A 14,208-nucleotide genomic window follows, 5' to 3' on the forward strand; every position below is an offset into this window, starting at 1 on the left:
AAAGGGAGCGACCAATGATCCGCCTCATCGAAAAAGGCCTGATGTTCGGCAATCTCGTTCACATCTCCAGCCCGGCTCTGGTCGAGCGGTATAACCGCGCGCTGCAGCATCTGGCGGGCAAGACCACGGCGCTGACGGATTTCCATGTCGATATCTCGGGCTATTCACCGGAAGTGGGGATTGAGCTGGAGGACGAGCTCTACCTCAACCCCAACGGGGTCAACCGGCAGTTCATCCTGCTGACGACTGAGCAGAAACGCGCGCCTTTGCTGAACGTCAAATTCTCGACCTCGCGCGATATCCTGCGCGACTTCATCGAGATGAACGAGGCGCAGTTGTTCGCCCTGACCGCCACCGATGCGGTGGCGGGAGAGCTTGTGAACTCTGTCATCAAACTCACTACCCCGCGCGACCTGTTGAACCTGAGCAAGATCGAGATTGAGGCTGATACCGCAGGCGGCACCCTGCGCAAGGCCCAGCAGCTTGCGGGCATGGTCGAACGGTTCAAAACCGAAGAGGATGCCTGGTTCGACGACGTTCTGATCGCCAAGATGATCGAAACGGCCAAAGAAACCGGCGACGTCACCCGCAACCCCGTTCACCTGCGCCACACCGCGTTTGAGCAGCGTAATTTCTGGACGGCACATTTCGGCGGGCTCTATCTATTCCCGGATATGGATCACCCGGCGGCGATTTGCATGGGCGAAAAGCCCAACGATATGCCGATCAAATACGTATTTGGCCCGTCGCAGCGGAACCAGATCGCCAAGTTTCTGGACTACAACGATCTGGTCGAACCGATTGTCAAAGCACGCGGCGTGGATGCTGCTGCGATCCTGCAGCAGAAGATGGACTTTCTGACCGTTGACGCGGCCGCGGATGCTGATCTCGATCTGACGGAACTGGATCGCAGCGATATGCGGCGCCTGGCCCGCAACCACTCTGACCGTTTACCCGAGGCCTATCACGGCCTCGCGCAATTGCTGCGCTGGGCCACCGATGGTGGGCCGTGGCCGCGCATCACGTCAGATCATCCGGCGTATTTCTATACGCTCCGCGCGGCAGACACGCCGAACCGCGATCTGGTGAACATGCTGCTGGCAGAGCTTGCACCGCTGGACCCGCGCCAGCTGTTCATCTGCCACAAGGAGCTGTTCTATAAGACCTACTCTAACTGGCCCGAGGCCAAGAAAGCCTATGTTGCCGATTTCCTTGCGCGCGAGTATCAGGTGGACAAGGCTGGTGCCCGTGCGGCCTTGTTTGGCCATGAGCCGGACATGAGCGGTAACGACCGGGGCAGCGAAACGGTCATCGCACGGGTTGGCCCCTGGGGCGCGGTTGGGAGGGATTGAGATGTTCGGAGCAATGCGCCTGTTCCTGATCCTGGTGGTTGTCCAGACGATCGCCTATTTCGCGCTGTCCTTTTATTCGCGCAGCGTCAGGCGGCAAAAGCTGGAAACCTGGTGGGACGAAAAGGGCAAAACCGGTAACAAAGAAGCGTTTGTTGCGCGTGGTTTGCACGTCTACGATAATTCGTTCCGGCGCAAATTGATTTTGGGTGTCTATATTGTGCCTTGGGTGGCGATTGGCGCGCTGATCTACATCGTGAATTACATGTGAGGGTTAAGGCATGGCCTATGTAAAATGGGCGTTCATTATCATCTTCTGGGGCACGATTGCCGTGATCCTGCAGTATTCTCTGCCGCAGCACGATGTTGTGCGGATCGTCAACACCTATGAGGAACGTCAGGACCTGACGGATTGGACCCGAATATTCTGGTCTGAACCCGAGGATCAATCCACGAGCCTGTCAAACCGCGATGTGCAGTTCATTCAGGCGGTGCGCGCCAACGGAAAGCCCATTGTCTATCGCAACGAAGACACCGGCTGGGGCTGGCCGCCCTATTTCAAGTTCGACACGGCGAACCTCTATACCGAGGCTAACGACGCGAAATCGACCAAGGAAAACCCCGATTGGGTGGTCGTAACGCATTACGGCTGGCGCAATGAGTTCATGTCGATCTTTCCTAACGCGATCTTCATTCGCCATGTCGATGGACCTGATGTGCGCATCATACCCTGGTTCAATATCATCTTCCTGACGATATTCGCGGCATTGGTATGGGCTATCTGGGTCCGGTGGCGCCGTTTCAGGCAAAAGAAGATCGATCCGGTTTTGGAAAACATGGAAGATGGTCTTTACGCCGCCGGTGATGCGATTGATGAAAAACGCAAAGGATTACGCCGCTGGCTGGATAGTTGGAAATCCAAGTAAGTCGAAATCAGAGAGGTTCTTTGTTGATAGCATTTGCGATACTGCTCATCTGACGATGAACTCAGCATGAAGCGCACCGGCAGCTTTTATGGTTTTCAAAATATCGATCATGTCGCGTGGCGATACGCCCAAGGCATTCAACCCGGCAACCACTTCGGAAAGAGTGGTTGCTTCGGGAATTTCCGCCAGTCCAGTTCCTTCTTCTTCCTCGATTCCGGCAAAAGTACGCGGAACGACGACTGTTTCGCCACGCGCAAAAGGATTGGGTTGAACGGCAATAGGGGCTTCCTCGACGGTGAGGGTCAAGTTGCCCTGCGACACCGCTACGCGCGAAATCCTGACATCTCGACCCATTACGATTGTACCCGATCTCTGATCGACGACAACACGGGCCTTGCTTTGGGGTTCAACCAAAATATTCTCGATCCGACCGATTGCGTGGGCGGTAGAAACTGCGCGCGTTGCATCGATGCTTAGCTCCACAGTGCCGGAGTCGCGCATGAGTGCAACGGCCCGGTTAAATTCGTTGTTTATCGCGGCTTCGATACGGCTAGCGGTCGTGAAATCCGGCTCCCTCAAAGCCAGCCTGAGTTGCGTTAGGTCGGAAAGGGTAAAGTCAATCTCACGCTCGACGCGCGCTCCGGAGGGTATGACTCCCGATGTGGGAACGCCGCTTACGACCGAAGCTGCGTCACCCTCAACCGCAGCACCACCAGCCAATACTGTTCCCTGGGCCACGGCATAGATCTGACCGTCTGCCGCGTTCAGGGGTGTCATGATCAGCGTACCTCCAAGAAGTCCTTTGGAATCTCCAATCGCAGAGACGGTTACATCAATCTGACCACCGACACGTGCGAAGGGCGGAAGTGTGGCTGTAACCAATACGGCGGCGACGTTCTTCGGGCGAAAATCCTCGCCATTCACGTTCACACCCAACCGTTCGAGAATGTTGGACATGATTTCTTCGGTAAACGGAGAGTTACGCAAGCCGTCTCCGGTACCGTTCAGACCGACAACAAGGCCATAACCCACCAGGTCGTTGCCGCGCACGCCGTCGAAATCAACCAGATCTTTCAGACGGATAGCACCGGCGTTTGCGATACAAGGCAAGATTATCAACAGGAATGCGAGAATTTTCATCTGAGGAAGTTCACCAGCGAAAGGTTGGCGTTGCGGACGGTCACGGAATAAAGACTTTCCAGCTGGAACTGCACAGTTTGCAGCCGTGCCGCGGTTTCGTAAGGATCTGCTGAGATCAATTCATTACGTGCGTACTCGGCGCTTGTTTTTGCAGCTGCGTTGCGAGTGCCGGCCTGCTCAATGCGTGCTTCGGCGGCGCCAACCTGGGCGCGCAGGTTTATAGTCGCGTCCTGAGTATTTGCCAGTTCAACGCCGAGCTCTGTGAATAGCGCGGTACGCAGACCCGGAGCCCATGCCAGCGCGTCATCTGTGGCCAGTGCTGCAACAGCGACGTCGCGTAGCGCAGACTTTAGCGCGGGATCGGTAGCGGTGATTGGAAGAGAGACCCTTTCGTTCTCGGATATTTGCATCGGATCTAGGGTGTCGGCGCCACCCTGATAAATAACCGCGTCAAACCCCGTTGGGTCGTTGAACCAGTCTTCGGCGGCTCGGCGGATGTCCGATGCGGTTGGGAGGCCTGACAACTCTGCTTGCAGTGCCCCCAGCAAAGTTTCAGCTGACAGTAACGGAGAGATATCGGTTGAGGTCCCGGAATACAGGCTGCGCCCACCGGCCCTTGTGTTCAGCGCTGAGATCATTGTGTCGAGTTCGTTGCGGGCCTGAACCGAGGCTTGCTCATGTGTCACGGTCTGATTTGCAGTACCAAATGACAGCAGCGATGCAGATATCTCGGCCACCGATCCGCTGAACGTTGTCAGGCTCAATTGCATTGCGTCCGTGAATAGTCGCGCCTCCGCCGTGGCGATTGAATATGCGTCCAACCGCTCGAGACTGCGATCCAGATCCAGCAGGTGCGCGTAGTCGCCGCCCAGGTGGCCTGAAATATCTTGCACCTTGCCTGTAGACATCTCATAGGACAGAGTTTCAATTTGCGATTTGATTTCGGTGCTGCGGGTCCTGAGGGTCAACCCCCGAGCCAGATCACCGATAGAGTTCAACGCCATGTTTATAGCCTCAACAAGGTATCCATCAATTCATCAACAACCGTAACAACGCGGGCGTTGGCGGCGTAGGTCTGCTCGATCTGCATCAAACGCTGCAGTTCGGCATCGCTGTCAACGCCTTGCTCTGCGACGATTTTCTGCATCTCTAATTGGGCGTTTGCTGCAAAGATGCTGCGTTGGTCCGCTGCATGTGCGTTTGTACCGGCTTTTGAGAGCAATGCTTCGGTAATTTCAGCAGCACGCATCGACCCAGTCCCGAAGCTGGCACTGGGAATCGGGCGTGCGTCTGACAAAATGACACCGAAGGCGTGCAACTGGCTTGCATCTCCAGGGGCACCGGGTGTCAAGGCACCCAATCCTGCGCGCAGTTTCCAGCTGTCGCCTCCGGCATCCGGATCGACGACGACATTTAAGGAGATGCGCGAAGCAAGCCCGGTTTCCCTAATTGCGTCAAAGCGATTGCCATCATCGGTGAATAGTCCGGGATCGGCGGCTGTTGCAGTTGGGTCAAGCCCGGCTGTTTCGAACCGCTCAATCAAGTCGCGGGCCACAGCGTCGAGGTCAGCTTGTGCTTCGACGGCAAGTTCATCCCTAACCGCGAACTGCGCCATCAGCGCGCCGCCCTTGATTTGCGCGAAATCGCCGCTGAGCCGAATGGGGCGCCCATTGACTTCGAGCCCGGACAGCAATCCGCTTGCTACGGTCATATGTGGCATCGTATCGCCGGTGGTCGTGAACGAGAGCTGGGCGGAGGTTTCTTCCAAAAGGATCAGCCCGCCCTCCGCGTAGAGTGAAACCTGATCATTCTCACGCGCGACCACATTGACTGGAACCAGTTCATTGACCTGATCGATCAAAATTTGACGTTGGTCGAGAAGGGCGCCGATGTCTCCGCCCGAGTTACGGATCGCAGGAATCCGAGCATTCAGTTTCTCGATGTCTTTCAGTGTCTGATTCAGAGTATCAACCTGCTTACCAATCGTGCGATCAGCATTTGATCGCATATGCTGCAATCCATCGGACGCTGAGTTGAGCGCAGAACTAAAATCGCGAGCAGCGCGCGCGGTTTGATCCAGGCGTTGCGCCGAGTCCGGCAAGCTGGCTGCGGTAATCAGGCTGCTTTCGAATTGTGCGAGCCGAGCTGCGATCGAAGCGGCGTCATCTGCGGACCCAACCAGATTTTCATAGTTTGAATGAAACTGAGATATGGTCTTGGCGGCTGCGAACTCCGCATCCGTCTCGCGCTGGTTAGCGATCAGAACCGGATCATGATGGCGCGTGATCCCGACCACACGAACGCCGTTTCCCGAAATTGGACTGGTCGCCAGTTCAAGGGATCTGCGTGCATAACCTGGCGTCAGCGCGTTTGCGATGTTACCAGAGACAACCGCCGCCCCTCGGCTTGCCGCGCTTAACCCTCCCAGAGCGTTGTTCAGTGCTGTCGACATGTTCATCGGGCGCGTCCTCTTTGTTTCTTAATAACTGGATCAGCGTTTGATATTGGTTGTTTCCTGCAGCATCTCATCCACGGTCTGGATGACCTTGGCGCTAGACGAATAGGCACGTTGGGTCTGGATCATCGACGTCAGTTCGGTGGCAACATCGGTTGTCGATTCCTCGCGCGCGAAGGACACAAGATCGCCCGTCGGACCTTCACCCGCGTTCCATAAGAAGAAGGTGCCACTGTCACGTGAGGGGGCGTAAGTCTGACTGTCCAAAGCGGTCAGCCCGTTTGGATTGGGCACATCTGCCAACGGAATCTGGAACATCCGGCGACTGACCCCGGTGTCATAGAATGCGTAGACATAGCCATTCTCGTCGACCTGTACGCTTGTCATTGTGCCCACAGCCGAGCCGTCGCGTGTGATCGAAACCGGTGCAAATGTGTCCGAGAGCTGCGTGATTCCGTCCGCATCTCCGATCTGGCCGATATTAATCTCCATTGGACCGCCAGCCACATTGACGACGACACTTCCGGTTGCCGGGTCATAAGCCCCACCAGACACTGCGGTGACGCTGGCCAACGTCCCTCCGGCTGTGCGGCTATCGGTAAAGGTCAGTGTATATTCTCCGATGACAGCGCCGCCCGAGGCTGAATCGCGCAATGTCATGGTCCATTCGTTGCTGCTGCCGGTTGCGGGAACGGTTGGCACCAACTCGATATCGACGCTTTCGGATTTGCCCAGATTGTCAAAATATTCGACTGACAGAGGTTGCGTATCCCCCGGAGCCCCGGCGTCGGTTGCGGTTGCAGGCAGGTTCATCCGTAGATTCATTGATGTTGTGGGGGCGCCGGACAGTTGATTGACGCTCAGCTGAATGGGTTCCAGCGCTGCGGGCGTATCCCTCGGGACGCTAGGGATCGAACCATCTGGATTGGCGCGCCAGCCCAGAAGGACAAGACCGGATTGTGTGACCAGATACCCTTCTTCATTGGTGCGGAACGAGCCCGTTGTGGTCAGCAGCATCTCATTCGAGCCCGCCGCGATTTGCGAGCTGGGTCGAACCGGTAGCATACCTCTGCCGCGCACGGCCAAATCGGTTGAGTTGTTGGTAGTAACCAACGATCCGCGCTGATCGATCAGACGCTGGCTTGTGGTTCGGACACCGCCTGCCGAATAGCTGCCACCTTGGCCCGAGGTGACCATGGAGTGAAAGTCGGTCTCAACCCTTTTGTAGCCAAATGTCGACGAGTTGGCGATGTTGTCAGAGATCGTGGCCAGCCTGTTTGCGTTGGCCTTCAACGCTGCCACACCGGCATTCAGCGAAGAGGAAATGGTCATCGGCACGCCCTTTTGTTGCGTCATTGGTTGATGCAACACGTACCCTACTGGCCCTTAACAGCGCGCTAACAGCTAAAATGCGGTCTATCCTCTACCTCTCAGGGATTGCGCAGAAATATGATCTCGACCCGATCATTGCGGACCGCCATTGGGTTATTGACCGACAGTTCCCGGTCGGCATGCCCGGTCACACGGTCGAGCCGCGTTGGTTGGACCCCCTTGTTTTGCAGCAATTGACGGGTGCTTTGTGCACGTTCGGTTGAAAGATCCCAGACCGGATTATGCGCCACTACGACCGGTGCAGACCGCACATGACCTTCGACCGCGATTGCGTTTGTCACCAGATCAGAAGACCGTGCCACCAGCAGTGCCAGCGCGCGCATCATTTGCGTCGGCTTACCCGTACCCGATTCGAATAACGGTTGTTCATCTGTTGCGAACAGCTCGACCACCAGCCCTTCGTCGGTAACACGGGTTACGATATGCTTGAGCATCTTGTCAGACACGAGACTTTCGCCAGCGCGCCCGAGCAGTTGAGCCTCAAGCGACGAAAAATCTTCGAACGCGCCCTCATCACCGCTTTGGACGTCTACACCGGTTGAGCCGCGCGCCTGTTTCGCTTCGGTGGGGTGCCGATTGCTCGCACCAGAGCCATCCATCACCATGGTTTTTTCTGAGAACATGTTATCGCCGCCAAATGCACCATCGCCTCCGCCAGAAACCGGATTGACCGGGATCGTGGGCGAGAAATAGTCTGCCAGCCCTTTGCGTTGTGTCTCGGTTGTTGCATTCAGCAGCCACATCAACATGAAGAACGCCATCATGGCCGTGACAAAGTCGGCATACGCAACTTTCCACGCACCACCGTGGTGGCCATCGCCACCCGATACACGTTTCCTCTTGATGATGATTGGCGCCGCATTGGATTGCGCACCCATCTCCACCACCTTCTATTCACCCGTCTACCGGGGTAGCAGCGCAGGTCTTAAGGTGGGCTTAACAGTTAAAACTGTTTGGAATTCTATCCTCGTTGAACTGGGTTCGCCACCGCGCGCCGCAAGATCAGGGACAGCCGATTAAAGCTGTTGTCGATCCCGTCTGGCTCAGCCTTGGCAAAGAAATCGTCCAACTCTTCGTGCATCCGAATCGCGCGGTCCAGAAATGGATCAGCTCCTTCGGCATAGAGGCCTGCTTTGATCATGACTTCGGACTGCTCATAGCTACCGACCAGTTTCCGGGTTTCCGCAATCATTTCGTTTTCTTCGGAAGTGGCAGCGCGGGGCAGGCTGCGCGAGACCGACCGGTTGAGGTCGATCGCAGGAAATCGCCCCCGCTCTGCGATCTCACGGTTCAGCACGATATGCCCGTCCAGCACGCCGCGCAGAATATCAGCGATGGGCTCGTCCATGTCCGATCCGGCCACCAGCACACTGAAGACAGCTGTGATATCTCCTTGTTCGGCAGTTCCAGGGCCTGCCCGTTCGCAAAGATTTGCGATCAGCGAAGTAACCGACGGCGGGAAGCCTCGTAACGATGGTGCCTCACCCATGGCGACGGCAATTTCTCGGTGTGCTTCGGCAAAGCGAGTGACCGAATCGGCCAGAAACAGGACGTTCATCCCCTGATCCCGCAGATGTTCCGCCACAGACATGGCCGACCACGCGCAGCGTCTGCGGGCAAGAGCGGATTGGTCCGAGGTGGCCGCCACAACAACCGATCGCTTCATGCCGTCCGCACCTAGGGCGGTCTCGACAAACTCGTTCACCTCGCGCCCGCGTTCCCCCACCAGAGCAACGACAACGGCATCAGCCTGCATCGAGCGGGCGAGGTAGGCCAGCAACGTAGATTTGCCAACACCTGACCCGGCGAACAGACCGATCCTCTGGCCTTGAACAATGGGCAGCATAGTATTCAGGATCGCCAACCCGGTTTCCATACGCGTGCCCAGAGGTTTGCGCGAAACGGCAGAGGGCGGGGCCTGCATCAGATCGCGCTCGTGCACGCCCGCCAGCAACGGTTTGCCGTCCAGGGGCTTGCCGAACGGATCAACTACACGTCCCAGCCAATGCTGTCCGGGGGCGAATGCGGGCATCTGCTCCAATAGCACCGGGTCACCCAGGCTCACCCCGTCAGGCGCGGCGCCAAGCAGCATCTGAATCTGATCTGATCCGACACGCAGAACCTCACCTTGCAGCTCTGAACCACTGCGCCTGCGCAGGATCAGGTGATCGCCGATTCGAGCCCGATTGGCCAAACCGCTGATTTCGATCACGCCGTGGGCAACATCAGCAACGCGCCCAACGTGCTGCACTGCTGACATTCTGTCGAATTGACATTTCAGGTGCATCGGATCGAGTTCGGACATCACGGGTCCTCCAATTTGCTTCTGAAAACGGTTTCTAAAGGAATCGGGGTTAAGCCTTGATTGAAATTGATCGAGGGAGAAGCCCCGATGTTCTCTGACCTGAACGTCTTTAAAACAGCGTACGCAATGGCAACCCATGCTGGGCAACGGCAAGCTGTCATCTCGCGCAACATGGCCAACGCCGATACGCCGGGATACAAACCCCGCGATATCGAGACCTTTCAGACAACATTTGAAAACACGGGCCGGGAGGTGGCGATGACGGCAACCCGTGCCGGCCATCTGCACGGAGATCCGCACCAACAGCCCTGGGCCGAATATACGGCCACCGAAACAGGCGACCCAAACGGCAACGGTGTTTCACTGGAAGAAGAAATGCTGAAAGCCGTCGAGGTCAAACGACAGCATGATCGTGCCTTGGCGATCTACAAATCTTCAATCGGCGTACTGCGCACCAGCTTGGGCCGGGCGTAAGGGTGATCAGGATGAGCGACTTTTCCCATTCCCTGAGTGCGTCGGCTAGTGCCCTGCGGGCGCAAGCTGCGCGGCTGCGTCACGTCTCTGAAAACATTTCGAACGCGGATACGCCGGGTTATCGGCGCAAAACAGTCCCGTTTGAGACGGTCGAGAGTAATGGCAAAGAAGTGGTGCGGACTGGGCGGGTCAAACTCGATCGCCGCGATCTAACCCGAATCTACGATCCCAGCCATCCGATGGCGGATGCAACCGGCTACTACCGCGGCTCCAACGTCGATTTGATGATCGAGATTGCCGACGCCCGCGAGGCGCAACGCAGCTACGAAGCCAATCTCAAGATGTTCGATCAGACCCGGCAGATGTCGTCGAGTTTGATGGACCTTCTCCGCAAATAAAGGAAACCCAGAATGGATATCCGCTCAGTTACAGCCGCGCAGAACTATGCTGGCGCCCGTCCCGCAACGCAGGCCGATCCCGATCATCAAGGAGCCGCACAAGGCTTGCGCGCCACGTTTCAGGATTTTGCCGCAACGCTGAAACACAGCGAGCAGGTGGCGCAATCTTCGATGGTAGGGCAGGCCGATCCGCACGCTTTGGTTCAGGCATTGGCACAAACCGAACTTGCGGTGGAAACGGCTGTGATCGTCCGAAACAAAGTCGTTGAGGCCTATCAGGAAATCCTGCGGATGCCGGTCTGAACTATGCTGAGCGAAGGTCTGTTCTACGATATTGTCCGTCAGGCGCTCTGGGTTGCGGTCATCACGTCGGTTCCGATTTTGGCCGTTGCGCTGATTTCGGGCCTCACCGTGGGTCTGTTCCAAGCGCTGACCTCAGTGCAGGAGATGACGCTGACCTTCGTGCCCAAACTGATCGCCATCGTCGTCGTTTTTTGGATGTCGATGGGGTTCATGACCCAGACCCTTGTCACCTTCTTCACCGGGACGCTGATCCCGCTTATCGCCGGAGGCCGCTGATGGACACCGCCTATGTCACACTATCCCGCCAATCTGGCCTAATGAACGAGATGAGGCTGGTCGCCAACAACATCGCCAATGCCAACACAACCGGTTATCGCCAGCAGGGATTGGTGTTTTCAGAGTTTGTTCGGGATTTGCCAGGCCATCCCTCGCTGTCGCTCAGCCGCGCCCAAGTGCGAAACACCTCGTTGCAACAAGGCGTTCTGACCGAAACGGGTGGCTCGTTTGATTTCGCCATCGAAGGCGAGGGGTTCTTCATGATCGAAACACCAGCGGGAAATCGTCTGACCCGAGCAGGCAGTTTCTCTCCAAGCGCCGAGGGCGACTTGCTAACAATGGATGGATATCGCGTTTTGGATAGCAATGGCGCGCCGGTCTTTGTTCCGCAGGATGCCGCAACGATCGATGTTGGCGGCGACGGTACCCTAAGTGTCAACGGACAACTACTGGGTCAGATCGGGATCTATAATGTTGCGAACCCAGAAAATCTGGTGCGCGAGGGCAAAACACATTTTCGACCCACTGGGCAGATTGATCCGGTCGATGAACCGATTGTGCTGCACCGTTTTCTCGAAGGCTCAAACGTCAATGCTATCGGTCAAGTGACACGAATGATCGAGGTTCAACGGGCGTATGAACTTGGGCAGAGCTTTCTTGAGGCCGAAGACGAACGCGTTCGCGGGGCGCTCAAAGCGCTGATGCGCTGATCACCTGAAGGAGAAATTCAAATGCGTGCTTTGAAAATAGCGGCAACAGGCATGACCGCGCAGCAAATGCGGGTCGAGACGATCTCGAACAACCTCGCGAACATGAATACAACGGGCTACAACACGCGCCGGGCCGAGTTTGCCGACTTACATTATCAACAGATGGCGCGTGCCGGTGCCGTGAATGCCTCTGACGGGACGGTTCTTCCGACGGGAATCCAACTGGGGTTGGGCGTACGGCCTGCCGCGGTCACGGTGCAGTTGGAACAAGGCGGGCTTTCGGCAACCGGCAGTGATCTGGATGTCGCAATCGAGGGGCGCGGTTATCTTGAGGTGACATTGCCCAATGGCCAGTCTGCCTTTACCCGTGACGGCAGTCTGAAACGATCAGCCGAGGGGCTGATTGTAACATCCGACGGGTTCGCAGTCGCCCCAGAAGTCACCATTCCAGACGATGCCAGATCGATCTCGATCAACGCCGCAGGCGAGGTCTATGCCTATTTTGACGATACCGCTGAGGGCCAGTTGTTGGGAGAATTTACACTGGCCAGCTTTTCGAACGCCAAAGGTCTTGAGGCCGTAGGCAGTAATCTTTTCAAGGAGACTGAAGCCTCGGGCGCTCCGGTTGTCGGGACGCCGGGCGAGGACGGGCTGGGAACCCTGCGGCAGGGCTATCTTGAGGACAGTTCGGTCGACGCGGTGCGTGAAGTCACGGAGCTGATCGAAGCACAGCGCGGTTACGAGATGAACGCCAAGGTTATTTCCGCCGTCGATCAGATGATGGGCGCAACCACGCAGGTGCGGTGATGCGGTTTCTGATCCTGATCCTGTGTCTGACGCCATTCGCAAGCATGGCCGAGATTGTCGTGCCGATCCGGACGATCCGCGCCAAAGAGGTGATAGTTGCATCTGATCTGGAGATCAAAGCTATCGAGGTCAAAGGAGCGGTTCGCAACACCGAGATGTTGGTCGGTCAGGAGGCACGTGTTGCGCTTTATCCCGGCCGGCCAATTCGCCCCGGTGATATCGGCCCGCCAGCCGTCGTGGACCGAAACGATCTGGTCACGCTGGTTTTCGATCACGTCGCGCTGTCAATCACCGCTGAAGGTCGCGCCTTGGGTCGGGGTGCAGTCGGAGAGCGCATTCGCGTTATGAACCTGGCGTCCCGCACTACTGTAGAGGGCGTTATCCGCCCGGATGGTCAAATCGAGGTCAATTAATGCCAAGCCTATCCAAATCCCTGTTATTTGTCGTCCTAAGTGTTTCGGCCTGCGGCCGTTTGGACCATCTGGGTAAACCGCCGAGCCTAACGCCAAACACTGAATCGCCCGAGCATGTCGCGATGCTGTGGCCGGGGCTTCCTTTGCATAGCCAGCCGCGGCGCACGGTCGACCAATCCTCGTTGTGGAGCGGCGGCCAGCATTCGCTGCTGGGGGATCAGCGGGCCATGAAAAAGGGTGACATTCTGACGGTCGTGATCGAATTGGATGAAAAGGCGGAGATATCCAACGATACCAACCGCTCACGCGCCGGATCGGAAAGCCTTGCCGTCCCGGATCTGTTTGGCCTGCCTCAGCGCGCGGGTGAACGGCTGCCAGAAGGGGCCTCACTTGATGAGGCTGTGTCGATAGACTCGGCTTCCGTCAGCAAAGGCAAGGGGTCGGTCAAACGCAAAGAAAAGCTGACCTTGCGGGTGGCGGCAACAGTTACCGACGTACTCCCCAACGGGGTGCTCTCGATCGCAGGCTCGCAGGAGCTGCGGGTGAATTTTGAACTTCGTGAACTGCTGGTGTCAGGCTATGTCCGCCCCGAAGACATCTCGCGCCAGAATGAAATCACTTATGACAAAATCGCTTCTGCGCGTGTCTCTTATGGTGGCCGGGGTCAGATTACGGATGTGCAGCAGCCACGCTATGGCCAGCAAATCCTGGACACTTTGTTGCCGTTCTGAGGGTTAGGTTTATGGGGAAACTGTTGCCAATTGTTTTTCTGGTGGTGGGCTTGGCCATGGGCATCGGGGCCAGGATGGCATTCGCGCCCGCAGAGAATATTACTGATAAAGCTGATGTTGAAAATAAACCGGCAAAGGGAAGGAATATGAAATCCGACCCCGGAAAAGATGATGCGCCAGCAACTCATGAGTATCTGAAACTCACCAAACAATTCGTGGTCCCTGTAGTTGCCGAGGACGAGATTTCAGCATTGGTCACCATGTCTCTTAGCCTTGAAGTGCGTCCCGGGATGGCCGAGGCGTTTTACGAGATCGAGCCCAAATTGAGAGACCGTTTCCTGCAGGTCCTTTTTGATCACGCCAATACTGGCGGCTTCGACGGGGCCTTTACACACTCTGACAACCTTGCTGCATTGCGTACGGCATTGTTGGAAGTGGCTAAAAAGGATCTGGGGCAGGATGTATCGCAGGTTCTGATTATGAGTGTCAGCCGTCAGGATACCTAAACAGCATTGCTTGGAGACTGTCC

The 14,208-nt window shown here is 56.7% G+C and carries 18 protein-coding genes; 12 read left to right on the plus strand and 6 right to left on the minus strand.

What is annotated here, in order from left to right; translation table 11 throughout:
- Positions 1-14: 14 nt before the first annotated feature.
- Genes ACR0IU_RS08095 through ACR0IU_RS08105 form a run of 3 tightly spaced genes read left to right on the plus strand, consistent with a single transcriptional unit; the run spans position 15 to position 2,275 of the window.
- A complete protein-coding gene (locus tag ACR0IU_RS08095; protein ID WP_480715891.1) occupies positions 15-1,352 on the plus strand; it encodes a DUF6638 family protein in 1,338 nt (445 codons plus the stop codon).
- A 1-nt stretch (position 1,353) separates the two neighbouring features.
- Complete coding sequence (locus ACR0IU_RS08100) at positions 1,354-1,620, plus strand: hypothetical protein (RefSeq protein WP_480715892.1); 267 nt, start codon at positions 1,354-1,356, stop codon at positions 1,618-1,620.
- 10 nt (positions 1,621-1,630) lie between these two features.
- The gene (locus ACR0IU_RS08105; RefSeq protein WP_170775858.1) at positions 1,631-2,275 is read left to right on the plus strand and encodes a DUF1523 family protein; all 645 of its coding nucleotides are present in this window, start codon (positions 1,631-1,633) and stop codon (positions 2,273-2,275) included.
- 45 nt (positions 2,276-2,320) lie between these two features.
- Here the strand turns inward: ACR0IU_RS08105 and ACR0IU_RS08110 are convergent, their stop codons facing one another.
- The 6 genes from ACR0IU_RS08110 to ACR0IU_RS08135 form a co-directional block, all read right to left on the minus strand.
- Positions 2,321-3,415: a flagellar basal body P-ring protein FlgI gene (locus tag ACR0IU_RS08110; RefSeq protein ID WP_480715893.1), complete on the minus strand. Its 1,095-nt coding sequence runs from the start codon at positions 3,413-3,415 to the stop codon at positions 2,321-2,323.
- Complete coding sequence (locus tag ACR0IU_RS08115) at positions 3,412-4,419, minus strand: flagellin (protein WP_480715894.1); 1,008 nt, start codon at positions 4,417-4,419, stop codon at positions 3,412-3,414. Before ACR0IU_RS08115 ends, ACR0IU_RS08110 begins: the two co-directional genes overlap by 4 nt.
- 2 nt (positions 4,420-4,421) lie before the next feature.
- A complete protein-coding gene (gene flgK / locus ACR0IU_RS08120) occupies positions 4,422-5,873 on the minus strand; it encodes a flagellar hook-associated protein FlgK (protein ID WP_480715895.1) in 1,452 nt (483 codons plus the stop codon).
- A 33-nt stretch (positions 5,874-5,906) separates the two neighbouring features.
- Positions 5,907-7,202 (minus strand): flagellar hook protein FlgE, encoded by a 1,296-nt coding sequence (locus tag ACR0IU_RS08125; protein ID WP_480715896.1) that lies wholly within the window; start codon positions 7,200-7,202, stop codon positions 5,907-5,909.
- Positions 7,203-7,300: 98 nt separating this feature from the next.
- A complete protein-coding gene (locus tag ACR0IU_RS08130) occupies positions 7,301-8,140 on the minus strand; it encodes a flagellar motor protein MotB (protein ID WP_480715897.1) in 840 nt (279 codons plus the stop codon).
- An 83-nt stretch (positions 8,141-8,223) separates the two neighbouring features.
- Entirely contained in the window at positions 8,224-9,567 is a 1,344-nt protein-coding gene (locus ACR0IU_RS08135) for a FliI/YscN family ATPase (protein WP_480715898.1), read from the minus strand.
- Positions 9,568-9,654: 87 nt separating this feature from the next.
- Here ACR0IU_RS08135 and ACR0IU_RS08140 point away from each other — a divergent pair, with 87 nt between their 5' ends.
- From ACR0IU_RS08140 to ACR0IU_RS08180, 9 genes are all read left to right on the plus strand, one after another.
- Positions 9,655-10,041 (plus strand): FlgB family protein, encoded by a 387-nt coding sequence (locus tag ACR0IU_RS08140; RefSeq protein ID WP_480715899.1) that lies wholly within the window; start codon positions 9,655-9,657, stop codon positions 10,039-10,041.
- 11 nt (positions 10,042-10,052) lie between these two features.
- Complete coding sequence (gene flgC, locus ACR0IU_RS08145) at positions 10,053-10,439, plus strand: flagellar basal body rod protein FlgC (RefSeq protein ID WP_480715900.1); 387 nt, start codon at positions 10,053-10,055, stop codon at positions 10,437-10,439.
- Positions 10,440-10,451: 12 nt separating this feature from the next.
- Entirely contained in the window at positions 10,452-10,742 is a 291-nt protein-coding gene (fliE, locus tag ACR0IU_RS08150) for a flagellar hook-basal body complex protein FliE (protein ID WP_480715901.1), read from the plus strand.
- A gap of 3 nt (positions 10,743-10,745) precedes the next feature.
- Positions 10,746-11,018 (plus strand): flagellar biosynthetic protein FliQ, encoded by a 273-nt coding sequence (locus ACR0IU_RS08155; protein ID WP_039541098.1) that lies wholly within the window; start codon positions 10,746-10,748, stop codon positions 11,016-11,018.
- Positions 11,018-11,728, plus strand: coding sequence for a flagellar hook-basal body complex protein (locus ACR0IU_RS08160; protein WP_480715902.1), 711 nt, complete (start codon positions 11,018-11,020; stop codon positions 11,726-11,728). Before ACR0IU_RS08155 ends, ACR0IU_RS08160 begins: the two co-directional genes overlap by 1 nt.
- Before the next feature lie 21 nt (positions 11,729-11,749).
- Entirely contained in the window at positions 11,750-12,535 is a 786-nt protein-coding gene (flgG, locus tag ACR0IU_RS08165; protein WP_480715903.1) for a flagellar basal-body rod protein FlgG, read from the plus strand.
- Complete coding sequence (flgA, locus tag ACR0IU_RS08170; protein WP_010442499.1) at positions 12,535-12,948, plus strand: flagellar basal body P-ring formation chaperone FlgA; 414 nt, start codon at positions 12,535-12,537, stop codon at positions 12,946-12,948. The genes flgG and flgA overlap by 1 nt, the downstream gene beginning before the upstream one ends.
- Positions 12,948-13,679, plus strand: a complete 732-nt coding sequence (flgH, locus tag ACR0IU_RS08175) for a flagellar basal body L-ring protein FlgH (RefSeq protein ID WP_170781788.1) — start codon at positions 12,948-12,950, stop codon at positions 13,677-13,679. Before flgA ends, flgH begins: the two co-directional genes overlap by 1 nt.
- A gap of 146 nt (positions 13,680-13,825) precedes the next feature.
- Positions 13,826-14,185, plus strand: a complete 360-nt coding sequence (locus tag ACR0IU_RS08180; RefSeq protein ID WP_480715904.1) for a flagellar basal body-associated FliL family protein — start codon at positions 13,826-13,828, stop codon at positions 14,183-14,185.
- Positions 14,186-14,208 lie beyond the last annotated feature (23 nt).

This window comes from Ruegeria sp. CL5 (genome assembly GCF_056536485.1).